Origin of the sequence: Rhizobacter terrae (assembly GCF_003852895.1) — a bacterium.
In the GTDB taxonomy this organism is placed as follows: domain Bacteria; phylum Pseudomonadota; class Gammaproteobacteria; order Burkholderiales; family Burkholderiaceae_C; genus Albitalea; species Albitalea terrae.
The window spans coordinates 897,024-914,275 of the sequence record NZ_QUSW01000001.1 but is presented as its reverse complement, the minus strand read 5'-3'; the positions used below and the strand labels follow the sequence as shown (position 1 = coordinate 914,275).

At 67.5% G+C, this 17,252-nt stretch carries 14 protein-coding genes and 1 pseudogene; 5 read left to right on the top strand and 10 right to left on the bottom strand.

The genetic code is table 11. The features are described from left to right. The 5 genes from bioB to DZC73_RS04180 all read right to left on the bottom strand — a co-directional run bounded on the left by bioB (window position 1) and on the right by DZC73_RS04180 (window position 3,611). Window positions 1-981: a biotin synthase BioB gene (gene bioB, locus DZC73_RS04200; protein WP_124538916.1), complete on the bottom strand. Its 981-nt coding sequence runs from the start codon at window positions 979-981 to the stop codon at window positions 1-3. Between the two features lie 100 nt (window positions 982-1,081). After that, a complete protein-coding gene (locus DZC73_RS04195) occupies window positions 1,082-1,903 on the bottom strand; it encodes a segregation and condensation protein A (protein WP_124539501.1) in 822 nt (273 codons plus the stop codon). A 91-nt stretch (window positions 1,904-1,994) separates the two neighbouring features. Then, window positions 1,995-2,195, bottom strand: a complete 201-nt coding sequence (locus tag DZC73_RS04190) for a DUF3460 family protein (RefSeq protein ID WP_124538915.1) — start codon at window positions 2,193-2,195, stop codon at window positions 1,995-1,997. 71 nt (window positions 2,196-2,266) lie between these two features. Beyond that, a complete protein-coding gene (locus DZC73_RS04185) occupies window positions 2,267-2,923 on the bottom strand; it encodes a CPBP family intramembrane glutamic endopeptidase (protein ID WP_124538914.1) in 657 nt (218 codons plus the stop codon). A 16-nt stretch (window positions 2,924-2,939) separates the two neighbouring features. Next, a complete protein-coding gene (locus DZC73_RS04180) occupies window positions 2,940-3,611 on the bottom strand; it encodes a hypothetical protein (protein WP_124538913.1) in 672 nt (223 codons plus the stop codon). 106 nt (window positions 3,612-3,717) lie between these two features. Between DZC73_RS04180 and DZC73_RS04175 the strand changes: the two genes are divergently transcribed. Continuing rightward, the gene (locus DZC73_RS04175; RefSeq protein WP_124538912.1) at window positions 3,718-5,175 is read left to right on the top strand and encodes a CYTH and CHAD domain-containing protein; all 1,458 of its coding nucleotides are present in this window, start codon (window positions 3,718-3,720) and stop codon (window positions 5,173-5,175) included. Here DZC73_RS04175 and DZC73_RS04170 read toward each other — a convergent pair. Both DZC73_RS04170 and DZC73_RS30560 read right to left on the bottom strand, forming a co-directional pair. Next, entirely contained in the window at window positions 5,172-6,833 is a 1,662-nt protein-coding gene (locus DZC73_RS04170; RefSeq protein ID WP_124538911.1) for a SulP family inorganic anion transporter, read from the bottom strand. The two genes, DZC73_RS04175 and DZC73_RS04170, sit on opposite strands and share 4 nt — an antisense overlap. A 133-nt stretch (window positions 6,834-6,966) precedes the next feature. Beyond that, window positions 6,967-7,146, bottom strand: a pseudogene (locus DZC73_RS30560) (ribbon-helix-helix protein, CopG family); the annotation flags it as partial. 143 nt (window positions 7,147-7,289) lie between these two features. On the opposite strand from DZC73_RS30560, the gene DZC73_RS04160 reads away from it, so the two are divergent. Together DZC73_RS04160 and DZC73_RS04155 are read left to right on the top strand one after the other, a co-directional pair. Next, window positions 7,290-8,057 (top strand): YoaK family protein, encoded by a 768-nt coding sequence (locus tag DZC73_RS04160; RefSeq protein ID WP_124538909.1) that lies wholly within the window; start codon window positions 7,290-7,292, stop codon window positions 8,055-8,057. Between the two features lie 153 nt (window positions 8,058-8,210). Further along, the gene (locus DZC73_RS04155) at window positions 8,211-8,894 is read left to right on the top strand and encodes a fused MFS/spermidine synthase (protein ID WP_124538908.1); all 684 of its coding nucleotides are present in this window, start codon (window positions 8,211-8,213) and stop codon (window positions 8,892-8,894) included. Between the two features lie 22 nt (window positions 8,895-8,916). Here DZC73_RS04155 and DZC73_RS04150 read toward each other — a convergent pair whose 3' ends face one another. Further along, on the bottom strand, window positions 8,917-9,804 hold the full coding sequence (locus DZC73_RS04150) for a Kdo hydroxylase family protein (RefSeq protein WP_124538907.1): 888 nt from the start codon (window positions 9,802-9,804) through the stop codon (window positions 8,917-8,919). 18 nt (window positions 9,805-9,822) lie between these two features. After that, window positions 9,823-11,913: a methionine--tRNA ligase gene (metG, locus tag DZC73_RS04145; RefSeq protein ID WP_124538906.1), complete on the bottom strand. Its 2,091-nt coding sequence runs from the start codon at window positions 11,911-11,913 to the stop codon at window positions 9,823-9,825. Between the two features lie 160 nt (window positions 11,914-12,073). Here metG and apbC point away from each other — a divergent pair, with 160 nt between their 5' ends. Continuing rightward, window positions 12,074-13,165, top strand: coding sequence for an iron-sulfur cluster carrier protein ApbC (gene apbC / locus DZC73_RS04140; protein WP_124538905.1), 1,092 nt, complete (start codon window positions 12,074-12,076; stop codon window positions 13,163-13,165). 36 nt (window positions 13,166-13,201) lie between these two features. Here the strand turns inward: apbC and DZC73_RS04135 are convergent, their stop codons facing one another. Next, a complete protein-coding gene (locus DZC73_RS04135) occupies window positions 13,202-14,029 on the bottom strand; it encodes a hypothetical protein (protein ID WP_124538904.1) in 828 nt (275 codons plus the stop codon). Window positions 14,030-14,188: 159 nt separating this feature from the next. Here DZC73_RS04135 and DZC73_RS04130 point away from each other — a divergent pair, with 159 nt between their 5' ends. Next, entirely contained in the window at window positions 14,189-17,230 is a 3,042-nt protein-coding gene (locus DZC73_RS04130; RefSeq protein WP_124538903.1) for a VIT domain-containing protein, read from the top strand. Window positions 17,231-17,252 lie beyond the last annotated feature (22 nt).

Below are 17,252 nucleotides of genomic sequence, written 5' to 3'. Positions count from 1 at the left end.
TCAGCCGGCTTGCAGGCCGAGCTTGGCGAACAGTTCCTGGTCGGCCGTCACGTCGGGGTTGCCGGTGGTCAGGAGCTTCTCGCCGTAGAAGATGGAGTTGGCACCGGCCATGAAGCACAGCGCCTGCACCGCTTCGCCCATCTGCTGGCGGCCGGCGGACAGGCGCACCATGGCTTCGGGCATGGTGATGCGCGCCGCGGCGATGGTGCGCACGAACTCGAAATGGTCGAGCTTGTCGATGCCGTGCAGCGGCGTGCCTTCCACCTGCACGAGGTGGTTGATGGGTACCGACTCGGGGTACGGGTCCATGTTGGCCAGCTCGGCGATGAGCGCCGCGCGCTGCTGGCGCGACTCACCCATGCCGACGATGCCGCCGCAGCACACGTGCACGCCGGCGTTGCGCACCTTCTGCAGGGTGTCCAGCCGGTCTTCGAACTGGCGGGTGGTGATGATGTCGGCGTACTTGTCCGGCGCGCTGTCGATGTTGTGGTTGTAGTAGTCCAGGCCTGCGTCGCGCAGCTGCTCGGCATGGCCGTCGCCCAGCATGCCCAGCGTCACGCAGGTCTCCAGGCCCAGCGACTTCACGCCGCTGATCAGCTCGGCCACCTTCTCGACGTCGCGGTCCTTGGGGCCGCGCCAGGCGGCGCCCATGCAAAAGCGCGTGGCGCCGGCTTCCTTGGCCAGGCGCGCGGCATCCATCACGGCATCGAGCTTCATCAGCGGCGTGGCTTCCACGGGGGTGTCGAAGTGCACCGACTGGGGGCAGTAGCCGCAGTTCTCCGGACAACCGCCGGTCTTGATGGACAACAGGGTCGAGAGCTGCACCTTGCGCGGGTCGAAGTGCTGGCGGTGCACCGTCTGCGCACGGAACAGCAGGTCGTTGAAGGGCAGCTCGAAGAGGGCGGCCACATCGTCGACCGACCAGCGGCTGGCGGGCTTGCGGGCAACAGGGCGGTGGATGGCGACAGGAGCTTCTTGCATGGTCTTGCCGCCGAAGCGGCTCCTCTGTGTTGTTGTGGGGGTCTCGCAGGCGTCCAGTCTCGGCGACCTGCGCGGGTGGCGCAGGGCCTGCATTGAAAACCTACGACGGCTGGTAGGCCAGTCTCACGTAAATCGGCGCGAACGCCTCGGCCTGCGTGATTTCCAGCAGGCGCTCCCTCGCCAGCTCCAGCATGGCGATGAAGGTGACGACCAGCACGGGGGTGCCGCGCGTGGTGTCGAACAACTCCTCGAATTCCACGAACTTGCGGCCCTGGAGCGTGCGCAGCACGATGCTCATGTGCTCGCGCACCGACAGCTGTTCGCGGGTGATGGTGTGGTGCTGGGTGAGCTTCGCGCGGCGCAGGATGTCCTGCCAGGCGGCGCGCAGCTCGTCGGAGTCCACGTCGGGGAAGCGCGGCGTCAGCGACTGCTCGATGACCACCTGCGCTCGCAGGAAGTCGCGGCCGATGACGGGCAGCGCGTCCAGCCGCGCGGCGGCCAGCTTGATCTGTTCGTACTCGATGAGCCGGCGCACGAGTTCGGCGCGCGGGTCTTCCGGTTCCTTGCCGTCCTCGGTCTTCTTGGGCGGCAGCAGCATGCGCGACTTGATCTCGATCAGCATGGCGGCCATCAGCAGGTATTCGCTGGCCAGTTCGAGATTGGTCTTGCGGATCTGCTCGACATACGCGAGGTACTGCCGCGTCACGTCGGCCAGCGGAATGTCGAGGATGTTGAAGTTCTGCTTGCGGATGAGGTACAGCAGCAGGTCCAGCGGGCCTTCGAAGGCTTCGAGGAAGACTTCGAGCGCGTCCGGCGGGATGTACAGGTCCTGCGGCAGCGCGAACAGCGGCTCGCCGTACAGGCGCGCCATGGCCACGCGGTCCACGGCCTCGGGCAGCACCTCGGCAGGCGGCGGGGGCATGTCGGTCACCGGAGGCTCGGCAGCCTCCAGGGCTTTCGCGGCGTCGCTCACGGGGGAGGTCTCTGGCAGCGCAGGGGCTGGGGGACGCCGTTCAGACCTTGGTCTGGTAGACGTAGGGCTGCTGGGCCACGCGGGCCTGCCGGTACTCGGCCTGCGCCTGGGCGTCGATGGGCTTGTCCCACAGCAGGGCGCGGCCGGCGCGCTGTTCTTCCTCGAGGCTGGGCTTCTTCGCCTTGAGCTCGTCGATGAAGTTCGTGACGTCGGACTTGTAAGGCTTCCAGAACAGAGGCATGGCGGCAGCGCCCGACGAGCCGGGCGGCAAAAAGTGACTGGCGCGGATTTTAGCGGGCGTGCGAGTGGCGCTCAGGTGAGGGCCACGAGGTCGGCCAGGACATGGGCGAATGCCACCGGCCACAGCCAGCGGGTGCGCCAGTAGAAGCCCGCCATGATCACCCCGTACAGCACGATGGACACCGAGCCCATCGGCCCCTGGTACACGTGGTAGAGCAGCCTCACCAAAGTGCTCACGCCGATGGCCACGGAGGCGCCGTGCCCACGGAAGGCGTCCACCAGGAAGCACAGGAAGGTCTCCTCGTAGATGCCGTTGACCAGCGACAGCGCCAGCACCATGGTGAAGGACACCCGGGTGTTGGCCATGATCTCGGCGATCGGCTGGCTGGCCATGTTCCGCGTGTCGAACATCGCCAAGGTGACCCACCAGGTGGCGATGCCCACCGCATAGAGCACCACGCCCACCATGCCGCCGGCCACGTTCGGTCGCGGCAGCAGCGCCAGCACCGAATGGCCGCGCATTCGCAGGAAGACCAGGGCCAGCCCGCCCAGCACCAGCTCGGTGACGATGGTGCTGGCCAGCCCGCTGTCGGTGAACCCTTGGCCGGTCGGATAGTTGGCGCCGACTGCGGCGATCGAGCCCAGGATGAACCAGCCGAAGCACAGGATCGTGACGGCCAGCGCGTCCAGCGGTGCCGGCGCGCGGGTGGTGGGTTCAGGGGCGGACATGAAGGTGCCGAGGCCCTCAGGCTTCGACGCGGCGGACGTTCAGTGCATCCTTGAAGAAGGCGTGCGGATGCCCGGTGAGCCACTTGGCCAGCTCATCCAGCCGTGCGCCGCTGACTTCCAGTGCGGGCAGTTCCAGCGTCACCGTCTCGAAGCCGTCCACGTTCTGCACCTGGAAGTGCAGCTTGGCCGATTCGTGCTGGGCGGTGACGCGCACCAGCCCGACGAAATCGGCCACGAAGGTGTAGCGGCGGCACTGCAGCTTGCCGTTCTCGGCGTGGCGCACGGCCTCGTTCTCGAACTTCATGCCGCTCTGGTGCAGCTTGGCTTCGAGCTTTTCCATGTCGGGCAGGAAGTCCTTCGTCAGCTGGAACTCGCGGCCGGTCTTGAGCTGCCAGTGCATGACGAGGAAGTCGAAGACGTCCTCATTGCCCAGCTTCTTGCGGCGTGAATCGACGCGGAATTCGGTGAGCGGCAGCCGCTCGAGCACGTTTTGCCGGTCCAGCGTGTAGCGGGCATGGCTGGGCGGACGCAACACCTCCAGCTGCGGGGCGAGCGTGGTGAAGTAGGTGAAGACGGTCTTGCAGGCCGATTCCGTCAGCGCGAGGTTGCGTGCGATGGATGCGGCGTCGCCGTCCTTCTGCGCCTTCAGGGCCTCCGCCTGGCGCTTGAGATCGTCGAGAAAGCTCACGGGTGGCTTCTTGGGTTGGAGCGAGAGGGGCAAAGAATAGCGCAGCGCCGGGGGGTGGAAGCGGTGTTTCATCACTTTTCAGGCCCGGGCCGGGCATGATTCGCGGATGCGGGAGATCGAGCTGAAATTCCAGGTGCCGCCCCAGGCGCGTGCCGCGGTGGACGCGGCGGTGGCAGGTGCGGCCAGGCCGCCGCGCGTGCGGCTGCAGGCGGCGTACTTCGACACGGCGGACCGGGCGCTGGCGCGCGTCGGGCTGGCCTTGCGCGTGCGCCGCGAAGGCCGGCGGCTGGTGCAGACGCTCAAGGGCCTGGAGGGCGACGGCATCACGCGCTCCGAGCACAACGTGAACCTGTCCACGGCGGCGGTTAATGCGGCCGATCCGTCGCTGCACGCGGACACACCGGTGGGGCAACGCCTGGCCGTGGTGCTGCGCGATTCCTCGCCCCTGGTGATGACCTTCCGCACCGACATCCGCCGCCGCACCCGTGCCGTGCGCACGCGCCACGGCATGGTGGAAATCGCCTTCGACGATGGCGTTATCACCGCCGGCGAGGAACAGCTGGCGGTGTGCGAGCTGGAAATCGAACTCCTGAGCGGATCGCCCCTGGCCGTGCTGGCGGCCGCACGCACCTGGGTCAAGCGCCACGGCCTGTGGCTGGACACCCGTGGCAAGGCAGAACGCGGCGACATGCTGTCGCGCGGCGAACCGGTGGCACCGCCGCGCAAGGCGTCCGGCATCGAGCTCGACAAGGACGCCGGCATGGACGACGCCATGCGCCGCGTCGTGCTCTCGTGCCTGGAACAGATCAGCGTGAACGCCAGCCAGATCAGCAGCGGCGAGCATTCGGATGAGCACGTGCATCAACTGCGCGTGGGCCTGCGCCGGTTGCGCACGGCCTGGCGGCTGTTCGGATTGGAAGAGCCTGCTCCGCAGATCGACGATGCGGCGACGCAGTGCTTCCGCGCCCTGGGTGCATCGCGTGACAGTGCGGTGGTGGCCGGGTTCATCGCCGATGAGCTCCACCAGGCGATGGCGGCGATCGGACTGAGCTGGGACCTGCCCCGCGTTGCAGCCGACCAGGGCGCGGCGCCGGTGGACATCGTTCGCGATTTCTCTTGCCAGGCACTGATGCTGTCCCTGTTCGAATGGACGCAAGGGCTGGGCACCGTGGCCTCGCCGTCACTGCAGGTGCTGGAGAAAGAACTGGCGCGTGATCACAAGAAGGTCGTTGCCGGCCTGGCCGAGTTCACCACCCTGGACCACCTGGCCCGCCACAAGCTGCGCAAGCGTGCCAAGCGCTTGCGCTACGGCCTGGAGTTCCTCGCTCCGCTGCTCGATGGCGATGATGTGCGCCGCACGCTCAAGGCCCTGAAGAAGACGCTGGACGAGTTGGGCCGCTACATGGACCTGAGCGTCGCCATCGACGCCTGCAAGCCGCAGGCCGACGATGCCACCACGCGTTTTGCCATCGGCTGGCTGGCGGCGCGGCGCGAGGCGCTCATCGCGGAGATTCCCGCGCTGGCCGGGCCGTTGAAGAAGAGGCGGCCGGTGCGAAAACCTTAGGCGCCGCGCTGCGTCATTCTCTCCACGGTGTCCAGGTCGGGCACCATGTTCTCGCCGCCAAGCAGCACCTCGAAGCCGGACCGGTGGATCAGGCTGCGTGGCTGCTCGTTGAAGTCGCACAGCATGAGCCGCACGCCTTGCCGGGTCAGCGTGCGATGCAACTGCGCCAGCGCGTCCAGGCCGGAGGTGTCCATCGAGATCAGGCGGTGTCCTTCGAGCACCAGCACCTGCGTGCCCGGCGGCAGGTCGCGGGCCAGCGGTTCCAGGCCATCCACCGCGCCGAAGAACAGCGAGCCGTAGAGCCGCACGATCTTCACCTCTGCCGTCGAGCGCGGATGCGGCTCCAGCCGGAACAGCGTGCCCATGCGGTAGATGAAGAACACGCAGGCCAGCACCAGGCCGACTTCCACCGCCACCGTCAGGTCGAGGATCACCGTCAGCAAGAAGGTACCGACCAGTATCGTCCGGTACTGCGGGCTGAAGTGCCGCAGCCGCGCGAACTCATGCCACTCGCCCATGTTCCAGGCGACGAAGAGCAGAATGCCGGCGAGTGCGGCGAGGGGCACGTACTCGGCCAACGGTGCGGCCACCAGCACGATGCCCAGCAGCGTGAGTGCATGCACGATGCCCGCGACGGGCGTCCTCGCGCCGGCGCGCACGTTGGTGACGGTGCGGGCGATGGTGCCGGTGGCGGGCAGCCCGCCGAACACCGGCGACACGATGTTGGCGATGCCTTGCGCCATCAGCTCCTGGTTGGGATCGTGGCGCGGCGAGTCGATGAGGTTGTCGGCCACGCGTGCGCACAACAGCGACTCCACTGCGCCCAGCAACGCGATGGTCAGCGTGGGAATGAAGAGCTGCTTGGCACTGTCCCAACTGAAGGGCGGCAGCGCCAGCGACGGCAGGCCTTGCGGAATGCCGCCGAAGCGCGAGCCGATGGTTTCCACCGGCAGGTGCAGCCAGTGCACGGCGGCCGTCAAGGTGATGAGCGCGACGATGGGCCCCGGCATGCGCGACGCGGTGCGCAGCGTCACGCCTTCGAGCACCTGGGCCGGCAACGGCCCGCCCGGCTGGAAGATGCGCGGCCACAGGAAGAGGCCGCCCAGGCACACCAGGCCCACGGCCAGGGCGTAAGGATTGAAGCTGTCGAGGTGGCTGCCCAGCATGTGCAACTGCGAGAAGAAGTCGCCCGGCATCTTGGTGATCTGCAGCCCGAGCAGGTCACGCAGCTGCGACACCGCGATCAGCACCGCGATCCCGTTGGTGAAGCCGATGACGATGGTCACCGGCATGTAGCGCACCAGCGCCCCCAGCCGCAGCGCGCCCATCGCGAACAGCAGCACCCCAGCCAGCACGGTGGCGATGAGCAGGTTGGTGAGCCCGTAGCGCTCGACGATGCCGTACACGATGACGATGAACGCGCCCGCCGGCCCGCCGATCTGCACGCTGGACCCGCCCAGCGCCGAGATGAGGAAGCCCGCCACGATGGCCGTGATGAGCCCCTGCTCGGGCTTCACGCCCGACGCGATCGCGAAAGCCATGGCCAGCGGCAGCGCGACCACGCCGACGGTGAGGCCGGCACCGAGGTCGTGGAAAAAATCTTGCCGGCTGTAGTGAGGCAGCGAGTCGACCAACCGGGGGTGGAATCGCAGGCGCATGGGTCAGGAGGAACACCGCGGCGCCGAAACTTCAGCGCCGCTTTGTCGCCGAGGCCACCATGGACCCCGCGGATTTGACAGGCCGTGCACGGCCTGCCGGGGCAGCTGTGCGCCGCGACGACCCATCGACCGCTGTGGGTGGCGCGGGTGATCCGCTGGGCACGTAGTTCACGCCATGCGCGGCAAGGTATTCGCGAATGAGCTGGCGCACCACTTGCGACGGGGTGAGGTCCTGCTGCGCGCACAGACGCTCAAAGGCGACCTTCTTCGCGGGGTCGATCAGCAGGGTCAGGCGTGCCGTCTTCAGTTCCATTGCTCGGGTTCTTGCTGCTCAGGCGTCGTCACTCGGGATTCGGAACAGCCATGGCCCACGAATCAACGATATGTTAATGCGATGTGCGTTCAGTAAACATGCTACGCGCATAAAATGGGTGTAGCAAGTATTCGCGGTCCGCCATGCCAACTTTCTTCCATCGCTTGAGCGCACGGGATCGCACTCGACATGCGAACCGGCAACTCGGCAGCGTGCTGGCCTTCGTGGCCGGCGCCGTCAACGCTGGAGGATTCCTCGCTGTGCAGCGCTACACGTCGCACATGACGGGCGTCGTGTCAGCCATTGCCGACGACCTCGTGCTCGGCCAGGCGGTGCTCGCGATGGCCGGCGTGTCGGCCTTGCTTGCCTTCGTCTTCGGCGCAGCCACGACGGCAGTACTCATCCACTGGGCCCGGCGTCGCCAGATGCACGGCGAATTCGCGCTGTCGCTCATGCTGGAGGCTGCGTTGCTGCTGATCTTCGGCATGCTGGGAGCCCATCTCGCGCTCTTCGTGGACGTGTTCGTGCCGTCCACCGTGCTGCTGCTGTGCTTCATCATGGGCTTGCAGAACGCAATCGTCACCAAGATCTCGCGGGCGGAGATCCGCACCACCCACATGACGGGTGTGATCACGGACCTCGGCATCGAACTCGGCAGGCTCGTCTACTGGAATCGCACCGAAAACGCAGACCCCCAGCACTTCGTGCGTGCCAACCGGGACAAGCTGCGCATTCATGCGCTCATCCTCGCCATGTTCTTCATTGGCGGGCTGGTCGGTGCAATCGCCTTCAAGCGCGCGGGCTTCCTGGCCACCGTGCCGATCGCTGCCTTGCTGATGGCCATCGCCGCGCCGCCACTGTGGCGCGACTTGCAGTCACTGCGTGCGGGCCTGTCCCATCCATCCGCCTGACCTGGCAGTGCCTGGCCAGCCGCCGTTTTCCATCCCGCCCGAATCGCCCACCTCGCAGGACATGCATTGCTGAACGACTTTCTTCCCGCCGATGCCGACGCCGTTCGGCCCTACATCTACGAAGACGAACGCACGCTGTCGATGCACTTCGACATGTCTGCCACGCAAAGCCGCATGCGGCGTGCCGACCCCTGCGCACTTGACCTCGCCTACACACGCACGATGATGGCCTGCCTGATGCTGCAGCCGCGCCCCGCATCCATGCTGATGATCGGCCTGGGTGGCGGTTCGCTCGCGAAGTACTGGCACCGATGGCTGCGGCACGCCGATGTCAGCGTGGTCGAAATCAATCCCCACGTGATCGCCATGCGTGAAGATTTCTTCGTGCCACCGGACGGGGAGCGTTTTCGCGTCTTGCAGGGCGACGGTGCCGCGGTGATGGAGGAGAACACGAGGCCACACGACGTGGTGTTCGTGGATGGCTTCAACTACGACGGACAGCCCGAGGGGCTGTGCACGCCGGCGTTCTATGCCGATTGCCGACGTGCCATCGGCGATACCGGTGTGCTGGTGGTGAACCTGCATGACGAGGAGCCGCAGTGCACCGAACTGACCGCGCGCTTGCGCGATGTACTGGGTGATGGTCTCGTCCATGTCGACCAAGAGTCTGGCGGAAACCGCATCGTCTTCGGTGCCGCGCCGGCCTTGCTGCGCGCGGCGGCCGAGCAGTGGGACGAGCGCTGGTCCGCGCTTGACGAGGTGCATCGCCACACCTTGGCCCGCTGCGCAGAACGCGTGCGGCGAAGCCTCGGGCGCTGGCTGGTTTCAGCAGGCTGATGCATGGGCCTGAGCGGGGCTGTCAGCGCAAGGTCCGATGCAGCAGTCGCTCCAGTGTCCTGAGCGGCGAGGTCTCGGGCCGCTGCAGGTCCTCTACATCGAGATAGAACGTCTGCTCCATCATGTGCTGCCCCCCCATCGCCGCATGCAGCACCTGGTCGCTGAACACCACCCAGGTCGTCCCCGGCGCGAAGTCCACGCGTGCCTGCGGCCCGGTCTTCTGGAAGTCCAGGTCGGCCTTGGCGTGGTCGTGCAACTGCAGCATCACGTGGTCGTATTCGGTGCGGCGGCGCTTGGTGATGCCGATGTTCTGCATCAGCCAGGCCGAGCCCGGCAGCGGCCGGGTGATGGACGGCAGGTAGCGCCGCGCGTGTGCCACGAAGGGCTCGCCGACGCGCCACTCGCGCGGCCGGCCGTTCTCGTTCACGTTGCAGAACACGCGCAGCAGCCGCGTGCCTTGCATGGGGTTGGACGGGAACGCATCCACGTGCAGCCGCGTGTCGTCCTTGCGCCAGCTGGTCTCGCGGCCGGCGATGTCGGCCGGCCGGAACGAGGTGTTGCCGCGGCGCAGCTTGCCGCGGTAGTGAGGGAACAGGCGCAGGGCAAAGGCTTCGCTCTGCTCGGCGTAACGCACGATCATCGTGCGCAGGTCGGCAAGATCGGCCGCTGAACCGGCCGCGCCGCGCAGCTCGCCGCCCGGCCATCGCACCGAGATGTTCTTGGCCTTGCCGTCGGCCCAGCGCTCATCGAGGAAGCGCCGCTCGGCCTCGGACAGCACGAAGGGCAGGGTCGGAAAGCTCAGCACCTGCCCGTCTTCCACCACCGCCTCGACACCCCGCGTGGGCCCGTCGTCGGCCCAGGTGGTGTCGGGGAACTCTCGGACGATGTCGACGGTGGTGGGCGCGGTCATCGGCACTCAACGCATGAATCAGCGAATCCGCAGACCGGGAGTCGCGCCCGGCCAGGGTTCGAGGATGTACAGGCCCGGGTTGGCCTTCTCGTCAGCGTGGCTCGCGGCCAGCACCATGCCCTCGCTCACGCCGAACTTCATCTTGCGCGGTGCGAGGTTCGCCACCAGCACGGTGAACTTGCCGGCCAGTTCTTCGGGCTTGTAGGCGCTCTTGATGCCGCTGAAGACGTTGCGCGTGCGGCCTTCGCCCACGTCCAGCGTCAGGCGCAGCAGCTTGTCGGAGCCGTCCACATGCTCGGCGCTGACGATCTTGGCGATGCGCAGGTCGATCTTCGTGAAGTCGCCGAGGGCGATGGTCTCGGCGATTTCTTCGCCGCCCGGCGACGGGGCGGCAGCCGTTGCACCTTCAGCCGCTTTGGGGTCGGGAGCGGCCGTGGCCGGTGCGCCGGGCAGCTCGAACAGCTTGTCGAGCATGGCTGGATCCACACGCTGCATCAGGTGTGCATAGTTGCCGACGGTGTGGCTGCCGAGCAGCTTGTCCGCGTCCGCGAAGTTCAACGGCTGGATGTTCAGGTACGCCTCGACCCTGTTCGCCAGCGCCGGCAGTACCGGCTTGAGGTAGACAGTGAGCAGGCGGAAGGCTTCGATGCACACCGAGCACACCTCGTGCAGCCGGGCATCCATGCCCTCCTGCTTGGCCAGCTCCCAGGGCTTGTTCTGGTCGACGTATTCGTTCACCCGGTCGGCCAGCAGCATGATCTCGCGCAGCGCCTTGCCGAACTCGCGCTCCTCGTAGAGCGCACTCACGGCACCGGCCTGTGAGATCAGCACATCCAGCAGCTTGGCGCCGTCGGCCGCATGCTCGGCCGCCAGCTTGCCGTCGAAACGCTTGCTGAGGAAGCCTGCCACGCGACTGGCGATGTTGATGTACTTGCCCACCAGGTCGCTGTCCACGCGGGCCTTGAAATCATCCGGCGTGAACTCGATGTCCTCCACCCGGCTGTTGAGCTTGGCCGCGATGTAGTAGCGCAGCCACTCGGCGTTCATGCCCAGCTCCAGGTACTTCAAGGGCGAGATGCCGGTGCCACGGCTCTTGCTCATCTTGTCGCCGCCCAGCGTGATGAAGCCGTGCACGTAGATGTGGTCGGGCACCTTGCGGCCGCTGAAGTGCAGCATGGCCGGCCAGAACAGCGTGTGGAAGGTGATGATGTCCTTGCCGATGATGTGCACCTGCTCGACCTGCGGGTCGGCGAGGAAGGCGTCGAAGTCCTTCCCGATCTTGGCGAAGTAGTTCTTCAGCGAGGCGAGGTAGCCCACCGGTGCATCGAGCCAGACGTAGAAGTACTTGCCCGGTGCATCGGGAATCTCGATGCCGAAGTACGGCGCGTCGCGCGAGATGTCCCAGTCGCTCAGCGCCACGCGGCCGTCGTCGTCGGGCGTGAACCACTCCTTGATCTTGTTGAGCACCTCCGGCTGCAGCCGGCCGGCCTTGCCCGTCCACTCGCGCAGGAACTCGATGCAGCGCGGCGACGAGAGCTGGAAGAAGTAGTGGTCGCTGGTCTTGAGCACCGGCGTGGCGCCGGTGAGGGTGGAGTAGGGGTTCTTGAGGTCCGTGGGCGAGTACACCGAGCCGCAGACCTCGCAGTTGTCGCCGTACTGGTCCTTCGCGCCGCACTTGGGGCATTCGCCCTTGATGTAGCGGTCGGGCAGAAACATCGACTTCACCGGGTCGAAGAACTGCTCGATGTTGCGTTCGGTGATCAAGCCCTGCTTGCGCAGCGCGCGGTAGATGTCCTGCGCCAGCTCGTGGTTCTCCGCGCCATCGGTGGAGTGCCAGTTGTCGAAGCCGATGTGGAAGCCGTCCAGGTACTGCTTGCGCCCCGCGGCGATCTCGGCCACGAAGGCCTGCGGCGACTTGCCCGCCTTCTCGGCCGCGATCATGATCGGCGCGCCGTGGGCGTCGTCCGCGCAGACGAAGTGCACCTCGCTGCCGACCATGCGCTGGAAGCGTACCCAGATGTCGGCCTGGATGTACTCCATCATGTGGCCGATGTGGAAGGGCGCGTTGGCGTAGGGCAGGGCGGTGGTGACGAAGAGCTTGCGCGTCATGGGCAGTGGCAGCTTGTGGCCGCGGGTGACGAGGGGGAAAGGGCGGATTTTAGGCTCCGGCCGCTCCCCGGGCACCAACGTTGGGTATCCCCGTGCCGGCCGGGCTGAATGCCCCGGGAGTTAGACTGGCCGGCCTCCCTCCCGCCATCCCCGCTTTTCCATGTCCGCCTCCGAATCCGCGCTGCTTCAGGCGCTCCAGACTGTCAACGACCCCAACACCGGCCGCGACTTCGTGTCGGGCAAGCAGATGAAGAACCTGCGTGTCGACGGGGGCAAGGTGAGTTTCGGCGTGGAGCTGGGCTACCCAGCCAGGAGCCAGGTGGCGGCGCTGCAGCAGGCGCTGGCCACTGCCGCCAAGACGGTGCCGGGCGTCGAGTCGGTCGAGATCGACATCACCACCAAGATCATCCCCCACGCCGTCCAGCGCGGCGTGCAGCTCCTGCCCAAGGTCAAGAACATCGTCGCCGTCGCCTCGGGCAAGGGCGGCGTGGGCAAGAGCACCACCGCCGTGAACCTCGCGCTGGCGCTCAAGGCCGAGGGCGCTACCGTGGGCATCCTGGACGCCGACATCTACGGCCCCAGCCAGCCGATGATGATGGGCATCGAGGGCCGCCCCGAATCCAAGGACGGCAAGACCATGGAGCCGCTGGTCAACCATGGCGTGGAGGTCATCTCCATCGGCTTCCTGGTCGAGCAGGACAACCCCATGATCTGGCGCGGCCCCATGGCCACGCAGGCGCTGGAACAGCTGCTGCGGCAGACCAACTGGGGCGAGCTGGACTACCTCATCGTCGACATGCCCCCGGGCACCGGCGACATCCAGCTCACGCTGTCGCAGCGGGTGCCGCTGACGGGCGCGGTCATCGTCACCACGCCCCAGGACATCGCGCTCCTGGACGCGAAGAAGGGCATCAAGATGTTCGAGAAGGTGGGCGTGCCCATCCTCGGCATCGTGGAGAACATGGCCGTCCACGTGTGCTCCAACTGCGGCCACGTGGAGCACATCTTCGGCGCCGACGGCGGCAAGAAGCTGGCCGAGCAGTACGAGATGGACTACCTCGGCGCGCTGCCGCTGAGCCTGTCCATCCGCGAGCAGGCCGACAGCGGGCGCCCGACGGTGGTGGCCGAGCCTGAGGGCGAGATCGCCAACCTGTACAAGGCGGTGGCGCGACAGGTGGCCGTGAAGATCGCCCAGCGGGCCAAGGACTTTTCGGCCAAATTCCCGACCATCAGCATCTCCAAGAACACCTGACGCGGCGCACTGCTGCACCACCCACCGCTGCACCACTCACTGCTGCGCCAGGTAGCTCAGTGGCATCGACTGCTTCGTCACGCCCACGATGCTGCTGGAAGGGTGCATGCCGGCCGGCGTGGTGCCGTAGGCCTCGCTGCGCCACTGCAGGGTGAGCTCGCAACGATCCACCGCGCTCAGGTTGCCGGGCTGGGCCTGCTGGTTCTCGAAGGCGATCTCGCTGTCCAGCAACGACACGCTGATGCGGTACAGGTGGCCCGTGGGCTGCGCCGACTGGTAGGCCGGGGTGAGGGTGGTGTTGATGGGGAACTGGGTGCCATCAGCGCGCCGGCAGTTGCCGTTCACCTGCGTGACCAAGTGGTCGGACGCCAAGGTGGTGAGCGTCGCCAGCAACTGCCCGTCGGAATGCTTGAGCACCACCGCGCCCGTGGGGCTGACGATGCTGAACACCTTGGGCAGGGTCACCGTGCCGCGTTCCACCTGCGTGCCGCGCTTGAAATCCACCGACACCGTGGGGGACTCGCCCAGGCCGTCCAGCGAGGCACTGGCGTGCCACCAGCTCGCGTCGGTGGGATGCATCTCGCGCGACTGCACACCGCTGGACAGCGTGAGGGTGTCGCCGCCGGTCACGCGCACCACGGTCAACAGGTTGTACCGGTAGCCCACGGAGGACACGGCGGTGACGCGCGTGCCTTCCTGCGTCACCTCGTATCGGGCGCTGAGGTCCGAGACCTGGATGTCCTGCGAGTTCTTGCAGTTGGCGAAAAGGCAGTCGAAGCCGGTGTCAGGCCCGTCGTCGCCACCCCCGCACGCGCTGGCGACTGCACAGGCCGCCAGCATGGTGGTCAGCGTCATCGGTCTCATGGTGTCCTCCCGAATGGTTGAAGTCGGGGCGGACGATAGGCGGGCGCGGCCGGGGAGGGAATGAGCCTTTGGGATACAGCAGCCCGGTGGTGAAAAACTTTCACCCCGTTCGCGAAGCTGGGCCGTAGCAGTTCTTGTCCCAACGACTTCAAGCCCATCATGCGCAGACTCACGACCCTTGCCGCGGCGCTGGCCCTTGCGGCCGTCATGATCCCCGGCCACGCCCTCACGCCGCCGGTGCCGCCGGCCAAGGGCGTCATGCCGATCGCGCCACTCCTGCCGCCGCAGGTGCGCATCTGGTCGCCGCAGGCGCGCCTGGCCATCCAGCTGGAGAAGGCCGATGTCTTCACCGAGGTGGTCGGCCACGCGGCCCGCACCCGGGTGGAACTGGTGCTGCGCAATCCGAACGACCAGGTGCTCGAAGGTGAGCTGCAGTTCCCGCTGCGCGAAGGACAGGTCGCCACCGGCTTCGCGCTGGACATGGGCCACGAGATGCGCCCCGCCGTGCCGGTGGAGAAGGCCAAGGGCCAGCAGGTCTTCGAGGACGTGACCCGCACCCGCGTCGACCCGGCGCTGCTGGAGGTCACGCAGGGCAACAACTACAAGCTGCGCGTGTACCCCATTCCCGGCCGCGGCACGCGGCGCGTGGTGCTCGACATCAGCGAGAACCTGGGTCGCTCGGGCCGGGGCAAGGTGATGGGCGCGAGCTTCGAGCTGCCGCTGGAGTTCGCCGGCGAGGTCGGCCAGCTCGACGTCGACCTGCGCCTGGCCGATGTGCCGCTGTCGAGCATCCACCTCGAAGCCAGCGGCCTGCCGGCCAACGACGTGCAGACCCAGCAGCGCACCGGCTGGTCGCAGGTGCAGATCCACCGCAGCCATCACCGCGGGGCGGCATTGCTGAAGGTGGACCTGCCGGCGCGCTCGGACACCGTGGTGGCTGCCAGCACCGTTGATTCGCGTTCGATGTTCTATGCCGAAGTGCCCATGGTCCAGCGCGCCATGCCGCGGCCGGCGCCGCGCAGCATCGCCTTGCAGTGGGACGCATCAGGCTCCGGCGCCACGCGGGACCATGACCGCGAGCTCGCCCTGCTGGATGCGTACTTCAAGGCCGTGCGCAACGTGGACGTGCAGCTCAACGTCGTGCGCGATGCCGCCGAGCCGGCGCGGCGCTTTGCCGTGAAGGACGGACGCTGGGACGAGTTGCGCCGCGCGCTGAACGGCGTCGCCTACGACGGCGCCACCAACTTCGCTGCACTGGTCGCGGTGCCCAAGGTCGACCTGGCCTTCGTCTTCAGCGACGGCCTGGGCAACTGGGGCGCTCACGCACAACCCGGCGACAAGGTGCCGACCTACGCCGTCAGTGCCGCATCGAGCGTGGACGCGCGCCGCCTGGCCGGCCTGTCGCAGCGCAGCGGCGGCGAGTGGCTGGACCTGCTGCACGTGGATGCTGCTGCTGCGGTGAAATCGCTCACGTCACAGCGCGTGCGCCTGGCCGGCATCCGCGGCGCCGGCGCCTCGCAACTGGTGGCGCGCATGCCGCAGGTGGGTGAATCCTTCGTGGCTGTTGCCGGCCAGGTGGCGCGCTGGCCGGCGCGGGTGACGCTGGACTTCGTGCTGCCCGATGGCCAGGCCAGCTCGCAGGTGGTGGACATCCAGGCGCCGCGCGAGACATCGCCCGCCCGTGCCGACCTCGTGCCCATCCAGTGGGCCAGCATGCGCATCGCGGAGCTGGAGGAGGACTACGATGCCCACCGCGCGGAGATCCGCCGTGTCGGCAAGCAGTTCGGGCTGGTGACGCGCGAGACCTCGCTCATCGTGCTCGATGCGATCAACGACTACGTGCGCTACGAGATCGAGCCGCCGATGGCGATGCGCGCCGAGTACGAACGCCTGATGGCCTACGGCAACCGCCAGGTGCAGGACCAGCGCACGGCCCACCTCGAAGGCGTGGTGAGCCGCTTCAAGGAACAGGTGGCCTGGTGGCAGCGCGACTACCCCAAGGGCGGACTGCCACGCGAGGAAGCGGCCGATCGCAAGGAAGCCCTCGGCCGCCTGCAGGAGCGCGATGCGCGCAGCCGTCGATCGGATGACGTGGCCGATGCAACGGCTCGCGCGGCCGTGCCGATGCCGCCGCCGCCGCCGGTGATGGCCCCCGCGCCCGCCGTGGCGCCGGCGATGGCCGAGGCAGCGCAGATGCGCACCCGTGCCGCCGGCAATGCCGCCCCGGCGGATCTTGCGAAGAAGGAAGCCGCCGCGGACAAGCCCGACACCACCACCTCGAGCATCCAGCTCACCAAGTGGGCGCCGGACTCCGCCTATGCCCGCCGCCTGCGCGAGGCCCCGCGCGACCAGGTCTACCAGCGCTACCTCGACGAGCGGCCGGACTTCGTCAACAGCACCGCCTTCTTCCTCGATGCCGCCGACGTGCTGTTCGACAAGGGCCTGCCGGAACTGGGCCTGCGCGTGCTGTCGAACCTGGCCGAGATGAACCTGGAGAACCGCCACATCCTGCGCGTGCTGGGCTACCGCCTGCTGCAGGCCCGTCAGGCCGAGCTCGCGATTCCCGTGTTCCAGGAGGTGAAGCGGCTGAGCCCGAACGAGCCGCAGTCCTGGCGCGACCTGGGCCTGGCCCATGCCGATGCGAAGCAATGGCAGGATGCGGTGGACCAGCTCTGGGAGGTGGTCTCCCGCCCCTGGGACGGACGCTTTCCCGACATCGACCTGACCGCGCTCGCCGAGCTGAACTCGGTGGCCGCGCGTGCCCAGTTGCTGGGCCAGCCGGTGCGCACGCAGGGCTTCGACCAGCGCCTCATGCGCAACCTGCCGCTGGACCTGCGCATCGTGCTGTCCTGGGATGCGGACAACACCGACATCGACCTGTGGGTGGTGGACCCCAACGGCGAGAAGGCGTTCTACGGCCACCGCTTCACCCGCCAGGGCGGCCGCGTCTCGCAGGACGTGACCGGCGGCTACGGGCCCGAGGAGTTCTCATTGCGCCGTGCCAAGCCCGGCCACTACACGGTGCAGGCGCAGTTCTACGGGCACCGCCAGCAGATCGTCTCGCCGGCCACCAATCTCATGATGCGGCTGACCACCGGCTTCGGCACGGCGCAGCAGAAGGAGGAGCTGACGACGGTGCGCCTGGACGGCCCGAGCGCGATGGTGACGGTGGGCGGCTTCGATGTCGCGCCGCAACCGTGACAAATTCATACAAGCGCTGGAG